The organism is Acidovorax sp. HMWF018 (genome assembly GCF_003061035.1).
GTDB classification, from domain to species: domain Bacteria; phylum Pseudomonadota; class Gammaproteobacteria; order Burkholderiales; family Burkholderiaceae_C; genus Acidovorax; species Acidovorax delafieldii.
In genome coordinates, this window is record NZ_QAIM01000397.1 from 13,109 (window position 1) to 29,359 (window position 16,251).

Consider the following 16,251-nt stretch of genomic DNA (forward strand, 5'->3'; position numbering starts at 1 on the left):
TTTACAAGAAGTTCGCCATGAGCCCACCCTCCACCCGCGCCGCCATCGTGACCGGTGCGTCACGCGGCATCGGCCGTGACATCGCCTTGCGGCTGGCGCAAGACGGCCATGCCGTGGCTGTCGGCTATGCGCACGACCCGGCAAAGGCACAGGAAGTGGTAACCGCCATCGTAAACGGCGGTGGTCGTGCCCTCGCCATTCAGGCCGACGTGTCCGCGCAGGACGATGTCGAACGCCTGTTCTCAACCGCTCAATCGGCCTTCGGCCGGCTGGATGCGGTGGTCTGCAGTGCCGGCGTCATGGGTATGGCAACGGTGCGAATGGAAAACGTCGCGGATTTCGACTCCATGATGGCGGTCAACGCCCGCGGCACCTTCCTGGTGCTGGCGAAGGCTGCGGAAACGCTGGCCGAAGGCGGACGCATCGTGGCGCTCTCAAGCAGCGTCATTGCCAAGGCCTCGCCCGGCTATGGTCCATACATCGCGTCGAAGGCTGCCGTGGAAGGCTTGGTCCATGTGCTGGCCAACGAGCTGGGCGGGCGCGGCATTACCGTCAATGCCGTGGCACCTGGACCGGTCGCCACCGAGTTGTTTTTTAAGGGCAAGACCGAAGAGCAGGTGGCGATGCTGTCCAAAATGGCGCCGCTGGAGCGCCTGGGTGAACCCACAGACATCGCAGGCGCAGTCTCGTTCCTTTTTGGCCCTGACGGCGGCTGGGTGCATGGGCAGGTGCTGCGGGTAAACGGCGGATTCGCCTAAAGCCGCGCCCGTTCGCCCACTTCACCAATGTCTGCTTTGGACCGATTGCGTATGTCCAATGACAGCTGATCAACGACAGCAATCAGCCTGAAGCAGCCTACCCAACTCCCCGTAGCTTTTGCCAGTCAGCGCTTCAACCGAGGCGCTTGAAAACATGTACATCGGTGCACGGCTGTTTAGGGATCACCCCAAGGTGAAGATAAAACTTGCACTGACACTGACACCCATCCGTTTGCGGCAACCCTATGACTGCAACCAGTCGGGAGCTGCCATGGAAGCAACTCGGTTTCGACCAATTACAAAATAGTGTGCACCCACTTCTATTTTCGCTTTTGTTCCAAACGTTCCAAAGAACGACAGGCTGACGGCATACGCGGCAACTCCGCGCTAGCGATTCACCAAAATCTAAATTTGAATGGCGGAAAAACGAAAGTAGAGTGGCGTTCCGCAGCGTTCCGCACCTTCGCCCCCATGTTCTGAGGGGGTGTCTTGAAATGGCCACAAATGCCCGTATCATTAGCACTCACCGCAGACGAGTGCTAACACCGCACTCCCTGCTGGCAGTTTGGTAGCCCCGGATGGCCGGGGCTGATTGAATCCCTCAGCTTTTTTACTGAAAACAGGAGCATTGCAATGAACCTTCGCCCTCTGCACGATCGCGTGATCGTCAAGCGTATTGAAAGCGAAACCACGACCGCTTCCGGCATCGTGATCCCTGACAACGCCGCCGAAAAGCCCGATCAAGGTGAAGTGTTGGCCGTTGGCCCCGGCAAGCGCAACGACAAGGGCGAAGTGCTAGCCCTGAACGTGAAGGTCGGTGACCGCGTTCTGTTCGGCAAGTACTCGGGCCAGACCGTCAAGGTCAAGGGCGACGAGCTGCTGGTCATGAAGGAAGACGACCTGTTTGCAGTGGTTGAGAAGTAATTTCTCTCCCCTCTGAATCACTCATCTTTTCATAGCTGCTGGTGCTTTTTGAATAAGCGCCAGCAGCCAATTTGAATCAAATTTTCAGGAGCTCCAAAATGGCAGCAAAAGACGTAGTTTTCGGCGGCGAAGCCCGCGCTCGCATGGTTGAAGGCGTGAACATCCTGGCCAACGCGGTCAAGGTCACGCTGGGCCCCAAGGGTCGCAATGTGGTGCTGGAGCGCTCGTTCGGCGCCCCCACCGTGACCAAGGACGGTGTGTCCGTGGCCAAGGAAATCGAACTCAAGGACAAGCTGCAGAACATGGGCGCCCAGCTCGTGAAGGAAGTGGCCTCCAAGACCAGCGACAACGCTGGTGACGGCACCACCACCGCTACGGTGCTGGCACAAGCCATCGTGCGCGAAGGCTTCAAGTACGTGGCCGCCGGCATCAACCCAATGGACCTGAAGCGCGGTATCGACAAGGCTGTGACGGCCCTGGTTGCCGAGCTGAAGAAGGCTTCCAAGCCCACCACCACCTCCAAGGAAATCGCCCAAGTGGGTTCGATCTCCGCCAACTCCGACGAAACCATCGGCAAGCTGATCGCTGACGCCATGGACAAGGTTGGCAAGGAAGGCGTGATCACCGTGGAAGACGGCAAGTCGCTGGACAGCGAACTGGACGTCGTGGAAGGCATGCAGTTCGACCGCGGCTACCTGTCGCCCTACTTCATCAACAACCCCGAAAAGCAATCCGCGATTCTGGACAACCCCTTCGTGCTGCTGTTCGACAAGAAGATCAGCAACATCCGCGACCTGCTGCCCACGCTGGAACAAGTCGCCAAGGCTGGCCGTCCCCTGCTGATCATTGCCGAAGAAGTCGAAGGCGAAGCCTTGGCTACGCTGGTGGTCAACACGATCCGCGGCATTCTGAAGGTTGTGGCTGTCAAGGCCCCTGGCTTCGGCGACCGCCGCAAGGCCATGCTTGAAGACATCGCCATCCTGACGGGCGGCAAGGTCATCGCTGAGGAAGTCGGTCTGACCCTGGAAAAGGTCACCTTGGCCGACCTGGGCCAAGCCAAGCGCATCGAAGTGGGCAAGGAAAACACCATCATCATCGACGGCGCTGGCGCTGCCGCTGACATCGAAGCCCGCGTCAAGCAAGTGCGCGTGCAGATCGAAGAAGCCACGTCCGACTACGACCGTGAAAAGCTGCAAGAGCGCGTGGCCAAGCTGGCCGGCGGCGTGGCCGTGATCAAGGTGGGCGCTGCTACCGAAGTCGAAATGAAGGAAAAGAAGGCCCGCGTGGAAGACGCACTGCACGCTACCCGTGCAGCTGTGGAAGAAGGCGTTGTGGCTGGTGGCGGCGTGGCTCTGCTGCGTGCCAAGCAAGCTGTGGGCGACTCGATCAAGGGCGACAACGCTGACCAGGACGCCGGTATCAAGCTGGTGCTGAAGGCAGTGGAAGCTCCTCTGCGCGAAATCGTGAACAACGCCGGTGGCGAAGCCTCGGTGGTGGTGAACGCAGTGTTGGCTGGCAAGGGCAACTTTGGCTTCAACGCTGCCAACGACACCTACGGCGACATGCTCGAACTGGGCATTCTGGACCCCACGAAGGTCACCCGCACCGCTCTGCAAAACGCTGCCTCCGTGGCATCGCTGCTGCTGACGACCGAAGCCATGGTGGCTGAGGCCCCGAAGGATGACGCCCCAGCTGGTGGCGGCATGCCCGACATGGGCGGCATGGGTGGCATGGGCGGCATGGGCATGTAATTGCCTGGCCCTTGCGCAGCGGCCCTGTGCTGACTGCGCAGCCCACTACACAAAAGCCCGCAGGCCTTACGGTCTGCGGGCTTTTGTTTTTCTATGGGGCCAACTCGGGCCGCTGGCCTGCCGTGGGTTTACTCGCCGCTGGGCTGTACCCACCAGTAGATCAGCACCAGGGTGCCGATACCGGTGAGGGACAGCAGCTGCCACCAGCCGGAGCGGCCAATATCGTGCAAACGGCGAGCCCCCACGGCCAGCGCGGGCAACAGCAGGGCCAGCGCGGCAATGCCATACAGCACCTGGCTGATCATGGTGGCAATCACCAGCACCCCGAACTGAAACAGCGCAAACCACCAGAACTCGGAGCGTGGCGCACGGCCCGAAAACCCTGCGTACTGCGCGAAGCAGCTTTTGACAGCCGAAACAAAATCCATAGCGAATTCCCTCTCTTGAACAATCATTGCTCGGTCACGGGGTATCCCCGCGTGGCCATGATAGAGGGGCGCCGCGACAAGTCCAGCCAACTCGGCGCGCGCAGCGGAGACACCGTACCGCTGGCGCCACGGTGTCAGCGCCTCCTTTGCTCTTATTTTGATAGCTGTCAGTGCATATTGCACTAGCGCACCAGGCGTTTTTGGCTGCAGACCCAGCGCCCAGAGCCCCTCAAGCCGCCTTGCGCAATGCCTGGGTGTCGCGCGCCAGCTGGGTGATGCGCGCCCAGTCGCCCGCGCGCACCGCATCGGTGGGCGTAAGCCATGAGCCGCCCACGCAGCGCACATTGGGCAGTGCCAGGTAGTTGGAGGCTGTGGCGTTGGTGATGCCACCCGTGGGGCAAAAGCTCACCTGGCCAAACGGGCTGGCCCAGGACTTGAGCAGCGGGATGCCGCCCACGGCCTCGGCCGGGAAGAGCTTGAGGAACGAGAACCCATCGGCCAGCGCCGCCATGATCTCGCTGGATGTGGCCACACCGGGCAGCAGCGGCAGGTTCAGGCCCTTGCAGGCGCTGCCCACGGCCGAGGTGTAGCCGGGGCTCACGGCAAACCGCGCACCGGCTTCGCTCGCGCGGCGCGCGTCATCGGCGTTGAGCACCGTGCCCACACCCACCACAGCTTCGGGCAGATGGCGGGCGATGGTTTCGATGGCGGGCAGACCGGCAGCGGTGCGCAGCGTCACCTCCAGCACCTTCACGCCACCGGCCAGCAAGGCCTCGGCCAGGGGCAGTGCGTCTTCCACGCGGTCGATCACGATGACGGGGATGACGGGGCCATGGCTGGCGATGTCGAGGGGATTCATGGGGGTGGAAGCAGGGGTTACAGCCATGTGCAGGCTCCTTGTTCGGCACCGCCTGCGTGGCGGCGAAAGTTGGTGAAGAGTTCACGGCCAAAGCCGATGGGTGATGGGGCGCTGAAGGGTGCCGGGGCGCGAGCGGCCCACTCGGCATCGTCCACCAGCACATCGAGCGTGCCAGCCACCGCATCCACCCGCACGATGTCGCCATCACGCACCTTGGCCAGCGGGCCACCGGCCAGGGCCTCGGGCGTGACGTGGATCGCGGCCGGTACGCGGCCGGAGGCGCCGCTCATGCGGCCGTCGGTGACCAGCGCCACCTGGAAGCCCTGGTTCTGCAGCACTGCCAGCGGGGGCGTGAGCTTGTGCAGTTCTGGCATGCCGTTGGCTTGCGGGCCCTGAAAGCGCACCACGGCCACCATGTCCTGATTCACCTCGCCCGCGCTGAAGGCTGCGAGCAGGGCTTCTTGCGAGTCAAAAACTCGCGCTGGGGCTTGGACGATGTGGCGGTCTTCGGGCACGGCCGACACCTTGATCACCGCGCGGCCCAGACGGCCTTGCAGTAGGCGCAGCCCGCCGGTGGGTGAGAAGGGTTCGCTCACAGGCCGCAGCACCGAGGTGTCGCCCGACACCGCCGGGGCGCTCTTGCCGCCATCGGCAATGCCGCCCGCGTTCACGCTCATCACATCAGGGTGCATCAAGCCACCCGCCAGCAGCTCGCGCAGGATCCAGGGCGGGCCGCCCGCCGCCTGGAACTGGTTCACATCGGCATCGCCATTGGGGTAGACGCGGGCCAGCAGAGGCACCACCGACGAGAGTTCGTCAAAGTCCGTCCAGTCGATCAGGATGCCCGCGCTGCGCGCAATCGCCACCCAGTGGATCAGGTGGTTGGTGGAGCCGCCCGTGGCCAGCAGGGCCACCATGGCGTTGACGATGCAGCGCTCGTCCACCAGCTTGCCGATGGGGGTGAAGCGGTTGCCCCGCTTGCCGATGTCGAGCACCGTGCGCAGCGCCTGGCGCGTGAAGGCCTCGCGCGCCTCGGTGCCGGGCGACTCGAACGCTGCACCGGGCACATGCAGGCCCATGGCTTCGAGCAGCATCTGGTTGCTGTTGGCCGTGCCGTAGAACGTGCAGGTGCCAGGGCTGTGGTACGCGGCCGATTCGGCCTTGAGCAGTTCGTCACGGCCTACCAGGCCTTGTGCGTACTGCTCGCGCACCTTGGATTTTTCCTTGTTCGACAGGCCTGTGCCCATGGGGCCTGCGGGCACAAACACGCAGGGCAGATGCCCGTAGTGCAGCGCGCCGATCAACAGGCCGGGCACGATCTTGTCGCACACGCCCAGCAGCAGTGCACCATCGAACACATCGTGGGACAGCGCTACCGCAGTGGCCATGGCAATGGCATCGCGGGAGAACAGCGACAGCTCCATGCCGGGCGTACCCTGCGTCACACCATCGCACATGGAGGGCACGCCACCGGCCACTTGCACCGTGGCACCGAGCTGGGCGGCCTCATCACGCAGGATAGCGGGGTAGCTCTGGTACGGCTGGTGCGCCGAGAGCATGTCGTTGTAGGCCGTGACGATGCCGATGTTGGGCGCCTTCTCGACCGTGACCTTGAACTTGTCCGAGCCCGGCAACGCCGCGTAGGCGTGGGCTAGGTTCGCGCAGCCCATGCGGTCTTGTGCGGGCTTGCGGGCAATCATGGCGTCAACGCCGGCCAGGTAGGCGCCGCGGGTGTCTGCGCTGCGCTGGACAATGCGCTCGGTCACGCGCGCTACAACTGGATGCATGGAAGTCTCCATCGGTGGGTGGCAGGACCCCGTGCATTGCGCCAGGGTCGTTATCTGAGGCCCTAGAATGTAACTCGATAACCACCCCAATTCAACCCATGTCCCTGCAAACCTTGCCCTTGCCACCGTCCGAACTGGGTGAATCCCCCTTCTGGCACCCCACGGAAAAATCCCTTTACTGGTGTGACATTCAGGGACAATCGGTGCACGCATGGCATCCTGACAGCGGCCACCACCGGCAGTGGCGCATGCCCAGCGAGCCCGGCTGCTGCGCGCCTGCAGCCGATGGGCGATTGGTAATCGGGTTACGAAACGGTTTCTATCTTCTGGATACAGCCAAGGACAGCGCAGACCCTACCGCCCTCAGCTGCCTGGCCCTGCTGCCGCCCGAGCAGCACGACACCACGGTGCTGCGCCTGAACGACGGCCGCTGCGACACCGCAGGCCGTTTCTGGGCGGGCTCAGTCATCACGCCCCGCACCGCACAGAATGCGGCACTGTGGTGCCTGCAGGCCGACCCGGCCAGCGCCACAGGCTACCGCGTGCGCCACATGGCAGGCGACAACTTCACCGCCAACGGCCTGGCCTTCAGCCCCGACAACCGCACGATGTACTGGTCGAATACGCCCGAGCACCGCATCGACCAGTTCGACTTTGAGGTGGCCACGGGGGAGATCACCCGCCGCCGTCCGTGGGTCCAGTTTGACCGCAAGGTGGACGGCCAGCCCTACGGCGGGCGGCCCGATGGGGCTGCGGTGGATGTGGAAGGCAACTACTGGGTGGCGATGTACGAAGGCGCTTGTGTGTTGCAACTCTCGCCAGCAGGTGAGGTGCTGCAGCGCATTGCCGTGCCGGTGCAGTGTCCGACCATGGTGTGTTTTGGAGGAGAGGATTTGCGGACGCTGTTCATTACATCGGCGCGGGCGGGGAGGCCTCTTCAAGAACAGCAGGCGGCGATTGCAGCTGGGTCGCTGTTCAGCATGCAGGTGGAAGTGGCTGGGCTACCGGTGAATTTCTTCAAGGTGTGAAAAGCGACGAGCAACTGGTCACAGTGGGACACAAAGGCCAGCGCTGCATCACCAGCCCGCCAACGCGCCGATCTCCTCGCGCACGATCCGATAGCTGAGGCGGTCACTGACCAACCTTGCACCCAGGCTCTCGTAAAACGCAATGCCCCGGGCGTTGGACGACTTGACCGACCAGTCGATGCGGCCACAGCCGTTGTCCAGCGCGTATCGCGCCACCCATTGCATCAGAGCCAGGCCAATACCTTGGCTCCGATGGTGCGGAGAAACAAACAGCTCCTTAAGTACACACTGCCGCTGGTGGGCGGGCTCGGGCTCCACCAACGAATACACCAGGTAAATGGCGGCAAACCCCAACAACTCGCCGCCGAGTTCTGCCGTCACCAGCCGAATCTGAGAGTGGGGTCCACACAGGTTGTCCAACAGGTGGTTGCGCACAAGGACCCGGTCGAGCGCACGGCCCGGGTGGTAGTGATCATGCAGCGCAAGCAGCAAGTCCACCATCTGCTCCTGTTGCGCCGGGGTCAGCAAACCGACTTCCATGTTTCCTCTCCTGCTGGACCGGATGGTTCCGATGGGGTGAGCTTACGTCGACAGGGTGACTCGCTGCCGGTTAGCCCTTCTGAGCCCCCAGCCCCAGCGCTCCCAACACGTCATAACACGCCCCCATGTTGTGATAGTCCACCTTCCCCGCATTGCTCTTCTCGCGGGTGGTGTTGCGGTTGTTGCGGTGCAGGATGCGAAACCACGCGCCATGTTCGTGGTCCACAAAGTGGACCCAGCCGTAGGTCCAGATGCGGTCGTACCACTGCCAGTAGCGCGCATCCCCCGTGCGAACAGCCAGCACCGCTGCAGCCGCCATGCTCTCGGCCTGCACCCAGTGGTATTTGCCGTCGTCGCAGATGCTGCCGTCGGGCGCCATGCCGTAGTACAGGCCGCCGTGCTCGGCATCCCAGCCCCGCTCCACAGCGGTATCGAACAGGCGCTGCGCACAGGGCAGGTGCCAGTCGGCGGGCAGCAAGGCGTCGAGTTGCAGCAGCAGCTTGGCCCATTCGGTCTGGTGGCCGATCTGGTAGCCCCAGGGGCGGAAGATGTTGCTGCGGTCATGGCGGTTGTAGTCCCAGTCCACGGACCAGTCGGCACGGAAGTGCTCCCACACCCAACCTTCGGCAGCGGGCGCAAGGGCGTGGGCGGACAACGCGGCCTGCCGCTGGCAGATGCCTTGTGCGAGCTGCTCGGCACGCTCGATGTAACGACGCTCGCCCGTGGCGCGGAAGGCCGAGATCATGGCCTCGCAGGCGTGCATGTTGGCGTTCTGGCCTCGGTAGCTGGTTATCTGCCACTCGGGGCTTGCCTCGTCGGAATACAGGCCTGCGGCAGGTTGCCAGAAGTGCTGTTCGGCAGTTTCAAAAGCCTCAGCCAGCCAAGCGCGGGCCTCGGGCACTCCGGCCTCGTAAGCGCGGGCATACGCCAGCATCACAAAAGCCATGCCGTAGCAGTGGCGCGTGGCATCTTGCACGGTAGTGCGGCCATCCTGCCAGTCGATCAGCCAGGCGTACCCGCCCGTGGCAGGGTCGAGAAACGCGGTGCGCATGAACGTGAGCGCGTGCCGCATGCCCGCCTGATAACGCGCCTCCCCCGTGGTGCGGTAGAGCATGGCGTGCGTGACCACAAAACGGGTGGCGCTGACGAGATGGCGGGTGTGCGTGTTGTAAACCGTGCCGTCGTCCAGAAAGAAGTGGAACTGCCCGCCGCTCGGATCGGTGGCCACGGGGTCGTAGAACGCCATGGTGTCACGCAGATGCTGGCGCAAAAAGGCTGCGGAGCGGAAGTCCGGATAGGGCGGAATCGCCATGGGAAGTGTCTCCTGATGCGTTAGCTGTCGACCAGAAACTGTGCCGGCTTCTGCCGGCAGGGCGCCCGGTCTTCCGCCAGAGCGACCCCGAGGACTTTGCTGTGCCGCGAAGGTCAGGCAGGGCTGCGCAGCAAGCCCAGCAGGCCAGCGGTGGAGCCATCGAGTCCCGCCACATCACCGCTCTCCAGCCGGGCCTCCAGGTCCTTGGCCAGCACCTTGCCCAGCTCCACGCCCCACTGGTCAAAGCTGTTGATGCCCCACAGGCTGCCGCTCACAAACACGCGGTGCTCCTGCAGTGCAATCAGCGCGCCCAGCGATGTGGGGGTGAGTGATTCGAGCAGCATGAGCGTGCTGGGGCGGTTGCCCGGAAAGTGCCGGTGGCCGTCGTCGCTGGCCTTGCCCACCATCAGCGCCTGCGTTTGCGCCAGGGCGTTTGCCAGCAGCTTTTGCTGGTGACCGGGCAGCGGGTGCGAGGCCTTGCGCACGGCCACGATCTCCAGCGGCAGCACATCGGCGCCCTGGTGCAGCATCTGGAAGAACGCATGCTGGCCGTTGGTGCCGGGCTCGCCCCACAGCACGGGCGATGTGACGCAGGCCAGCGTGCTGCCGTCTTGCGCCACGCGCTTGCCGTTGCTCTCCATCTCCAGCTGCTGCAGGTAGGCCGAGTAGCGCCCCAGCGCGGCGTGATACGGCGCGATGCAGCGGCTGGTGAAGCCGTGGAAATTGCGGTACCAGACATCGAGCAGACCCAGACGCACCGGCAGGTTCTGCGCCAGCGGTGCGGTGCGGAAATGCTCGTCCATGGCGTGCGCGCCCGCAAGGAAATCTCGGAAGCCTCGGGCACCGATCGCGATGGCAATCGGCAGGCCAATGGCCGACCACAGCGAGTAGCGGCCGCCCACCCAGTCCCAGAAGCCGAAGGTGGTGGTGATGCCGAGGGCCGCTGCGGCCTCGATGTTGGTGGTAAGCGCCGCAAAGTGGCGGGCCACATCGCGCCCGCCCTGGGCACCAAACCACGCCAGGGCCGAGCGCGCGTTGGTCATGGTCTCGGCCGTGGTAAACGTCTTGGACGCGACCAGGAACAGCGTGCTCTCAGGCCGTAGGCCCTTGAGCACGTGGTGCAGCTCGTGCCCGTCCACGTTAGACACAAAGTGAAAGCGCTTGCTGGGGATGCGGAACTCTTCGAGCGCGCGCACGGCCATGTGCGGACCCAGGTCCGACCCGCCGATGCCAATGTTCACCACGTCGGTGATGGCGGCATCGCTGCGCACCTGCTCGGCATACTGCAGCATGGCATCAAGCGTGTGGTGCACGTCGGCCAGGCGCTTTGCAGTCTCGGGCACATCACCGGGCAGGGCCACGCCTAACGGGCGGCGCAGCAGTGTGTGCAGCACGGCGCGGTTTTCGGTGGTGTTGATGGCCTCGCCTGCAAACATCGCATCACGGTGTTGCACCAGGCCGCAGTCGCGGGCCAGATCCAGCAGCAGGGCTTCGGTATCGCGGTCCCACAGGTTCTTGGACAGGTCAGCAAACACATGCGGAGCCGACTGGCTGAAGGCTGCAAACCGCTGGGCATCCTGCGCAAACGCCTGGCGCATGTCCAGGTGCTGGCCGTAGGAAGCGTAGTGGGCGGCCAACTGGGGCCACAGCGCAGACTGGTCGCAACGGAGAGGCATGGTCATCAAACGGGTAAGGTGAAAAAAGCGCCGAGATAGTAACTTGATTACACGACAAAGTGGCCTATTAACAGGTTCTTTTGGGTTACATGCAGTAGATACAAGGCACTCCTCTTTAGAAAATCATGTAACGTGATTACAATCCCACGCAACAAAACGAACCACCCCATCACGGAGACACCATGAGTTTTGACCTCGTCCTGTTCGGCGGCACCGGCGACCTCGCCTGGCGCAAGCTCATGCCCGCATTGTTTCAGGCCTTTCGGCATGGCACGCTGCCTGAGGGGGGGCGCATCATCGCGGTGGCACGTGATGATCTGAGCGACGAACAATACCGCAGCCTGATCCAGTCGCGGTTCGACAGCGTGGAGCTGGCCAAGCGCCCCAGCCCGGACGAGTTTGCACGCTTCGCCGCGCTGCTGCACTACCTGCGCATGGACTTGTCCAAAACCCAGGACTACGAGCGCCTGGCCGAGACGCTGAAGGCGCGCGGAGCCGACTCGGTGGTGATGTATGTGGCCACAGCCCCCAGCCTGTTCACCAATGTGTGTGAACAGATCGCCGCCGTGGGCCTGAACGGCCCCACCACCCGCGTGGTGCTGGAAAAGCCCCTGGGCCACGACCTGCAGTCCAACCGCGCGATCAACGACACGCTGCGCCGCGTGCTCAAGGAAGAGCAGGTCTTCCGCATCGACCACTACCTGGGCAAGCCGTCCGTCCAGAACCTGTTTGCGCTGCGTTTTGGCAACGCGCTGTTCGAGCCCCTGTGGCGCCGCGAAACCATTGCCAACATCCAGATCACGATTGCCGAGGAGCTGGGTGTGGAGTCGCGCGGCGCGTTCTACGACCAGACCGGCGCACTGCGCGACATGGTGCAGAACCACGCGCTGCAGCTGCTGTGCGCGATCGGAATGGAGCCCCCCATCAACTCCAGCGCCAACGCGATCCGTGACGAAAAGCTCAAGGTGCTGCAGTCGCTCAAGCCCTGGACGCTGGAGACCATCGGCCAGCACGTGATCCGTGGGCAGTACGCGGCCGGCAACCACCAGGGCCAGCCCGTGCCCGGCTACGCGCAAGAGAAAGGCGTGGCCGCCAGCAGCACCACCGAAACCTTTGTGGCGCTGCGCACCGAGATCAGCAACTGGCGCTGGGCGGGTGTGCCGTTCTACATCCGCACCGGCAAGCGGCTGGCGGGGCGCGACGCGCACATCGTCATCAACTTCCGCCCCGTTCCCCACCCCATCTTCAAGACGCCCGCAGGCGCCGCCAACCGGCTGGTGATCAATTTGCAGCCCAAGGATGGGCTGGAGCTGCACCTGATGGCGCAGGGCGCCGCCCAGCACCAGACCGAGCCCGCGCTGTCGCAGGTGCACCTGAACCTGGACTTTGACCAGCGCTTTGGCACCGAGCGCGTGGGCGCCTACGAGCGCCTGCTGCTCGATGTGATCGCTGGCCGCCTGAACCTGTTTGTGCGCAGCGACGAGCAGGAAGAAGCCTGGCGCTGGGTGGAACCCATCCTGCAGTATTGGAAGAACGACCCGGCAGGCCCCCGACCCTACCCCGCAGGCAGCTGGGGCCCGCGTGCGGCCAGCGCGATGATTGCGCGCGACGGGTATTGCTGGAGCGAGGAGATGTGAGAGCCTCGCGTCCGGCGGCTGCAGACCTTCGCAGCCTCGGCCGCCGGGCCTTGTTTTCTTAGGTCTGCGCAGCCTCGCTGTGCAGCCACGACAGAAACGCCTCCACCGCTGGGCGCTTGGCGTGCCGCTCGGGGTACACGGCGAAATGCGCCTTCACCCGCACGGCCTGGTCCATGCCGAACGGGGCCTTCAGCCTGCCATCGGCCAGGTGCCCACCCGCGTTGACGGCGCTCTCTAGCGCCACGCCCAGGCCCTGTGTGGCGGCGTCCAGGGACATCTGGGCGCGGTCAAACCGCAGGGAGAAACGGTCGGGTGCCCGCAGCTTGGTGAACCGGCCAAACCAGTCGGACCACTGCACGATGCTGACGTTGCTTTGGATCAGCGGCAGGTCCAGCAACTGCTCTGCGCGCTTGAGCTTGTGCGCCTTGATGAAGGCCGGGCTGGCCAGCGGCACGATCGCCTCCTCGAACAGCGGCTCCACCACCAGATCGCCCCACTGCGGAATGCCGTAGCGGATGTCGATGTCGGCCTGGCCCAGTGCGAAATCGCTGGGTGTGTGGGCGGCCGAGAGGTTGAGCGATATCTCCGGGTAGGCCTGTGCAAAGTGGTGCAGGCGCGGCATGAGCCACAGACTGGCAATGCTGGGTGCCGAGTGCACATACAGGCTGTTGCGGATGCCATGACGCAGATCGTCCGTGGCCGTGGCGATGGCGTTGAGCGCTGCACCCACGTGCATCAGGTAGTGCTCGCCCGCAGGGCTCAGGCGCACCCCGTGGGCGCTGCGTTCGAACAGGCGGATGTCCAGCTGTGCCTCCAGTCGCGAAACCTGGTGACTGATGGCCGAGGCCGTGAGGTTCAACTCCGCCGCTGCCAGTGCAAAGCTGCGGCGGCGTGCCACGGCCTCGAAGGCCTGCAGATTGGCAATGGGCGGCAAGGTGGGCATGGGGTGAACCCTGACGTTAGATGACGGAATGTCATCTTACGCTGATGATTCATCGCTTGTCATCATCTTGAGCGGCTTTGAGAATCGGCTCCCAGAACAGGAGACACCGCTTCGACAGCCGCCCTCACCGGCAGCGTGCAAGTCTCCTGCACCTTCACACCACAGGAGACAAAACACATGCTGCTCAAGAACCAGGTTGCCATCATTACCGGAGGGGCGGGACTCAACGGCCTCGGGTTTGCCACCGCCCGCCTGATGGCCGAGCAAGGCGCCAAAGTCGCCATCCTCGACCTTGAAGCCGCCGACCCCGCAGGCGCCGCCGCGCGGCTGGGCGAGGGCCACCTGGGCCTGGTGGCCGATGTGACCGACAAAGCATCGTGCGATGCCGCCGCCGCCCAGGTGTATGCCCATTTCGGCCGCATCGACACGCTGGTCAACAACGCGGGCATCACCCAGCCCGTCAAGACGCTGGAGATCACGGGCGCCGACTACGACCGCATTCTCAACGTCAGCCTGCGTGGCACGCTGTACATGTCCCAGGCTGTGCTGCCCACGCTGCGTGCACAGCAAAGCGGCTCCATCATCTGCATCTCGTCGGTGTCGGCCCAGCGCGGCGGCGGCATTCTGGGCGGGCCCCACTACTCGGCCGCCAAAGCAGGTGTGCTGGGCCTGGCCCGCGCCATGGCCCGCGAGTTTGGTCCCGAGAACATCCGCGTCAACTGCATCACCCCCGGCCTGATCGGCACGGACATCATCAAGGGCAAGCTGACCGAAGAGAAAAAGACCGAGATCGCGGAAACCATTCCACTCGCCCGCCTGGGCCGGGCCGATGACATTGCCGGAGCCTGCGTGTTTCTCGCCAGCCCGCTTTCGACTTATTGCACCGGCATCACGCTCGATGTGAACGGCGGCATGCTGATCCACTGACCGCCTCACGACCTCTCAACAAACATAAACCAGGAGACAAACCATGCAACGCAAAACCTTCACCCGCACCCTGCTGACAGCCGCTGCTTTGGCGGTGGCACTGCCCGGGCTCGCGCAGGCGCAGACCATGAAGCTCACGCTGGGCCATGGCGCTGCCCCCGGCAATCCGCGCCACGAGGCCGCTGTCAAATTCGCTGAAACCCTCAAGGCCAAGACCGCAGGCCGCATCGAGGTGCAGGTGGCGCCCTCCGCCCAGCTGGGCGACGACGCTGCCATGGTCACGGCCGTGCGCACCGGCGCGCTGGACATGACGGCGAACTCGCAAGGCGCCGTGTCGGTGGCCGTGCCCGAGTACGCCGCCTACGGCATGCCGTTCATGTTCTCCACCCCCGCGCAGGCTTTCAAGCTGCTTGACGGCCCACTGGGCCAGGAGCTCGCACAGAAGTCGGCCGACAAGGGCATGGTGGTGCTGGGCTATTGGGACAACGGCATCCGCCACATGACCAACAGCAAACGCCCCATCACCAAGGTCGAAGACATGAAGGGCTTGAAGATGCGCACCCCGCCTGACGCAGTGCTGGTGGACATCATGCAAGCGCTGGGTGCCGAGGCACAGCAGATCAAGTTTGCCGAGCTGTACGTGGCGCTGCAGCAGGGCGTGGTCGATGGGCAGGAGAACCCGCTGGTCAACATCCACGCCAGCAAGCTGTACGAAGTGCAAAAGCACCTGGCACTGACGAGCCACATGTTCCAGATGACGCCGTTCCTGATGAGCAAGCGCACCTGGGACCGCCTGTCCGACGCCGACCGTAAGGCCGTGACCGAAGCGGCTGCCGAGGCCACGACACTGCAGCGCAAGATGTCGCAAGAGGCCGACGACAAGCTGCTGGACGACCTCAAGGCCAAGGGCGTGCAGGTGACCACGGTGGACAAGGCCGCGTTTGCCAAGGCCACGGCTGCGGTGGACGCCAAGTGGCTGACCACGCCCATCGGCCCGTACCTCAAGAAAGTCATCGCCGCCGCGCGCTGATCGTTCGGGGCGCTGCGGCGCCTGTCCTCATTTCCCCCGAAGCCGCTGCACGGGCCCCAGCCCTGCAGCCCAAGGAGTCTCCCGATGAACCTCATCGAATGGGCCGTTGTCGGCGTATGCCGAGTGCTGCTGTGGATCAGCACGTCCGTCATCTTCATCATCCTGGTGGCCAACACCGTGTTGCGCTACGCCACCGGCACCAGCCTGCAATGGGCCAATGAGGTGCCGGAGCTGCTGTTTCCGTGGCTGGTCATGTCTGGCGTAGTGCTGGCGGCAGCGCACGGTGCCCACATCACCACCAGCTTTCTGATGGACGCCGTACCGCCCGCGCTGCGCCGTTGGGCGGCCATCGGCAGCTGGCTGGTGGTGGCAGCGCTGTACGGCACGCTCGCCCGGGCCACCTTTCAGATGCTGGAGATCGTGCACGACGAGAAGTCGCCCATCCTGCAGGTGCCCGGGTCGCTTACCTATGGCTGCGTGATGGGTGGACTGGTGATGCTGGCGTTGCTGGCGCTCAAGTCGGCCTGGAACGCCTGGGCCACCCCGCCGGTGCCCAGCGCCCCCGGTGCCGAGACCGCCGTACCCGAGGCGCACTGGTAAGCCCCGCCACCCCTGCCAAGGAACTCACCATGAGCGCCCTCATTCTTTTTG

At 64.2% G+C, this 16,251-nt stretch carries 15 protein-coding genes; 8 read left to right on the forward strand and 7 right to left on the reverse strand.

The window, feature by feature from the left end:
* Positions 1-17 precede the first annotated feature (17 nt).
* The 3 genes from DBR23_RS15845 (at position 18) to groL (ending at position 3,433) form a co-directional block, all read left to right on the forward strand.
* On the forward strand, positions 18-758 hold the full coding sequence (locus DBR23_RS15845; protein ID WP_108498883.1) for an SDR family oxidoreductase: 741 nt from the start codon (positions 18-20) through the stop codon (positions 756-758).
* Positions 759-1,391: 633 nt separating this feature from the next.
* The gene (locus tag DBR23_RS15850; protein WP_056058492.1) at positions 1,392-1,682 is read left to right on the forward strand and encodes a co-chaperone GroES; all 291 of its coding nucleotides are present in this window, start codon (positions 1,392-1,394) and stop codon (positions 1,680-1,682) included.
* A 98-nt stretch (positions 1,683-1,780) separates the two neighbouring features.
* The gene (gene groL, locus DBR23_RS15855; RefSeq protein ID WP_108498884.1) at positions 1,781-3,433 is read left to right on the forward strand and encodes a chaperonin GroEL; all 1,653 of its coding nucleotides are present in this window, start codon (positions 1,781-1,783) and stop codon (positions 3,431-3,433) included.
* A 128-nt stretch (positions 3,434-3,561) separates the two neighbouring features.
* Here the strand turns inward: groL and DBR23_RS15860 are convergent, their stop codons facing one another.
* The 3 genes from DBR23_RS15860 to edd form a co-directional block, all read right to left on the reverse strand.
* On the reverse strand, positions 3,562-3,861 hold the full coding sequence (locus tag DBR23_RS15860; RefSeq protein ID WP_056744079.1) for a DUF805 domain-containing protein: 300 nt from the start codon (positions 3,859-3,861) through the stop codon (positions 3,562-3,564).
* 229 nt (positions 3,862-4,090) lie between these two features.
* The gene (gene eda, locus DBR23_RS15865; protein ID WP_108498885.1) at positions 4,091-4,747 is read right to left on the reverse strand and encodes a bifunctional 4-hydroxy-2-oxoglutarate aldolase/2-dehydro-3-deoxy-phosphogluconate aldolase; all 657 of its coding nucleotides are present in this window, start codon (positions 4,745-4,747) and stop codon (positions 4,091-4,093) included.
* Positions 4,738-6,507, reverse strand: a complete 1,770-nt coding sequence (gene edd, locus DBR23_RS15870; RefSeq protein WP_108498886.1) for a phosphogluconate dehydratase — start codon at positions 6,505-6,507, stop codon at positions 4,738-4,740. Before edd ends, eda begins: the two co-directional genes overlap by 10 nt.
* A 98-nt stretch (positions 6,508-6,605) precedes the next feature.
* Between edd and DBR23_RS15875 the strand changes: the two genes are divergently transcribed.
* Positions 6,606-7,535 (forward strand): SMP-30/gluconolactonase/LRE family protein, encoded by a 930-nt coding sequence (locus tag DBR23_RS15875; protein WP_108498887.1) that lies wholly within the window; start codon positions 6,606-6,608, stop codon positions 7,533-7,535.
* Positions 7,536-7,583: 48 nt separating this feature from the next.
* Here the strand turns inward: DBR23_RS15875 and DBR23_RS15880 are convergent, their stop codons facing one another.
* The 3 genes from DBR23_RS15880 to pgi form a co-directional block, all read right to left on the reverse strand.
* On the reverse strand, positions 7,584-8,075 hold the full coding sequence (locus DBR23_RS15880) for a GNAT family N-acetyltransferase (protein WP_108498888.1): 492 nt from the start codon (positions 8,073-8,075) through the stop codon (positions 7,584-7,586).
* Between the two features lie 70 nt (positions 8,076-8,145).
* Complete coding sequence (locus tag DBR23_RS15885) at positions 8,146-9,387, reverse strand: AGE family epimerase/isomerase (RefSeq protein WP_108498889.1); 1,242 nt, start codon at positions 9,385-9,387, stop codon at positions 8,146-8,148.
* A 113-nt stretch (positions 9,388-9,500) separates the two neighbouring features.
* Positions 9,501-11,069: a glucose-6-phosphate isomerase gene (gene pgi, locus DBR23_RS15890; protein ID WP_108498890.1), complete on the reverse strand. Its 1,569-nt coding sequence runs from the start codon at positions 11,067-11,069 to the stop codon at positions 9,501-9,503.
* Positions 11,070-11,245: 176 nt separating this feature from the next.
* Between pgi and zwf the strand changes: the two genes are divergently transcribed.
* Positions 11,246-12,700, forward strand: a complete 1,455-nt coding sequence (zwf, locus tag DBR23_RS15895; RefSeq protein ID WP_099731175.1) for a glucose-6-phosphate dehydrogenase — start codon at positions 11,246-11,248, stop codon at positions 12,698-12,700.
* A gap of 58 nt (positions 12,701-12,758) precedes the next feature.
* On the opposite strand, the gene DBR23_RS15900 is transcribed toward zwf, so the two are convergent.
* Complete coding sequence (locus tag DBR23_RS15900) at positions 12,759-13,643, reverse strand: LysR substrate-binding domain-containing protein (protein ID WP_099731176.1); 885 nt, start codon at positions 13,641-13,643, stop codon at positions 12,759-12,761.
* Between the two features lie 177 nt (positions 13,644-13,820).
* Between DBR23_RS15900 and DBR23_RS15905 the strand changes: the two genes are divergently transcribed.
* The 3 genes from DBR23_RS15905 to DBR23_RS15915 all read left to right on the forward strand — a co-directional run bounded on the left by DBR23_RS15905 (position 13,821) and on the right by DBR23_RS15915 (position 16,200).
* On the forward strand, positions 13,821-14,570 hold the full coding sequence (locus DBR23_RS15905) for an SDR family NAD(P)-dependent oxidoreductase (RefSeq protein WP_108498891.1): 750 nt from the start codon (positions 13,821-13,823) through the stop codon (positions 14,568-14,570).
* A gap of 43 nt (positions 14,571-14,613) precedes the next feature.
* Positions 14,614-15,600 carry a TRAP transporter substrate-binding protein gene (locus DBR23_RS15910; protein WP_099731178.1) on the forward strand — a complete coding sequence of 329 codons (987 nt, stop codon included), beginning with the start codon at positions 14,614-14,616 and terminating at the stop codon, positions 15,598-15,600.
* Positions 15,601-15,684: 84 nt separating this feature from the next.
* Positions 15,685-16,200 (forward strand): TRAP transporter small permease, encoded by a 516-nt coding sequence (locus DBR23_RS15915; RefSeq protein WP_056058454.1) that lies wholly within the window; start codon positions 15,685-15,687, stop codon positions 16,198-16,200.
* Positions 16,201-16,251: the final 51 nt, after the last annotated feature.

Bases quoted from the DNA above. Each gene is read 5' to 3' on its own strand.
- DBR23_RS15845 (WP_108498883.1), top strand. From the start codon at position 18: ATGAGCCCACCCTCCACCCGCGCCGCCATCGTGACCGGTGCGTCACGC.
- DBR23_RS15850 (WP_056058492.1), top strand. From the start codon at position 1,392: ATGAACCTTCGCCCTCTGCACGATCGCGTGATCGTCAAGCGTATTGAA.
- groL (WP_108498884.1), top strand. From the start codon at position 1,781: ATGGCAGCAAAAGACGTAGTTTTCGGCGGCGAAGCCCGCGCTCGCATG.
- DBR23_RS15860 (WP_056744079.1), bottom strand. From the start codon at position 3,861: ATGGATTTTGTTTCGGCTGTCAAAAGCTGCTTCGCGCAGTACGCAGGG.
- eda (WP_108498885.1), bottom strand. From the start codon at position 4,747: ATGGCTGTAACCCCTGCTTCCACCCCCATGAATCCCCTCGACATCGCC.
- edd (WP_108498886.1), bottom strand. From the start codon at position 6,507: ATGCATCCAGTTGTAGCGCGCGTGACCGAGCGCATTGTCCAGCGCAGC.
- DBR23_RS15875 (WP_108498887.1), top strand. From the start codon at position 6,606: ATGTCCCTGCAAACCTTGCCCTTGCCACCGTCCGAACTGGGTGAATCC.
- DBR23_RS15880 (WP_108498888.1), bottom strand. From the start codon at position 8,075: ATGGAAGTCGGTTTGCTGACCCCGGCGCAACAGGAGCAGATGGTGGAC.
- DBR23_RS15885 (WP_108498889.1), bottom strand. From the start codon at position 9,387: ATGGCGATTCCGCCCTATCCGGACTTCCGCTCCGCAGCCTTTTTGCGC.
- pgi (WP_108498890.1), bottom strand. From the start codon at position 11,069: ATGACCATGCCTCTCCGTTGCGACCAGTCTGCGCTGTGGCCCCAGTTG.
- zwf (WP_099731175.1), top strand. From the start codon at position 11,246: ATGAGTTTTGACCTCGTCCTGTTCGGCGGCACCGGCGACCTCGCCTGG.
- DBR23_RS15900 (WP_099731176.1), bottom strand. From the start codon at position 13,643: ATGCCCACCTTGCCGCCCATTGCCAATCTGCAGGCCTTCGAGGCCGTG.
- DBR23_RS15905 (WP_108498891.1), top strand. From the start codon at position 13,821: ATGCTGCTCAAGAACCAGGTTGCCATCATTACCGGAGGGGCGGGACTC.
- DBR23_RS15910 (WP_099731178.1), top strand. From the start codon at position 14,614: ATGCAACGCAAAACCTTCACCCGCACCCTGCTGACAGCCGCTGCTTTG.
- DBR23_RS15915 (WP_056058454.1), top strand. From the start codon at position 15,685: ATGAACCTCATCGAATGGGCCGTTGTCGGCGTATGCCGAGTGCTGCTG.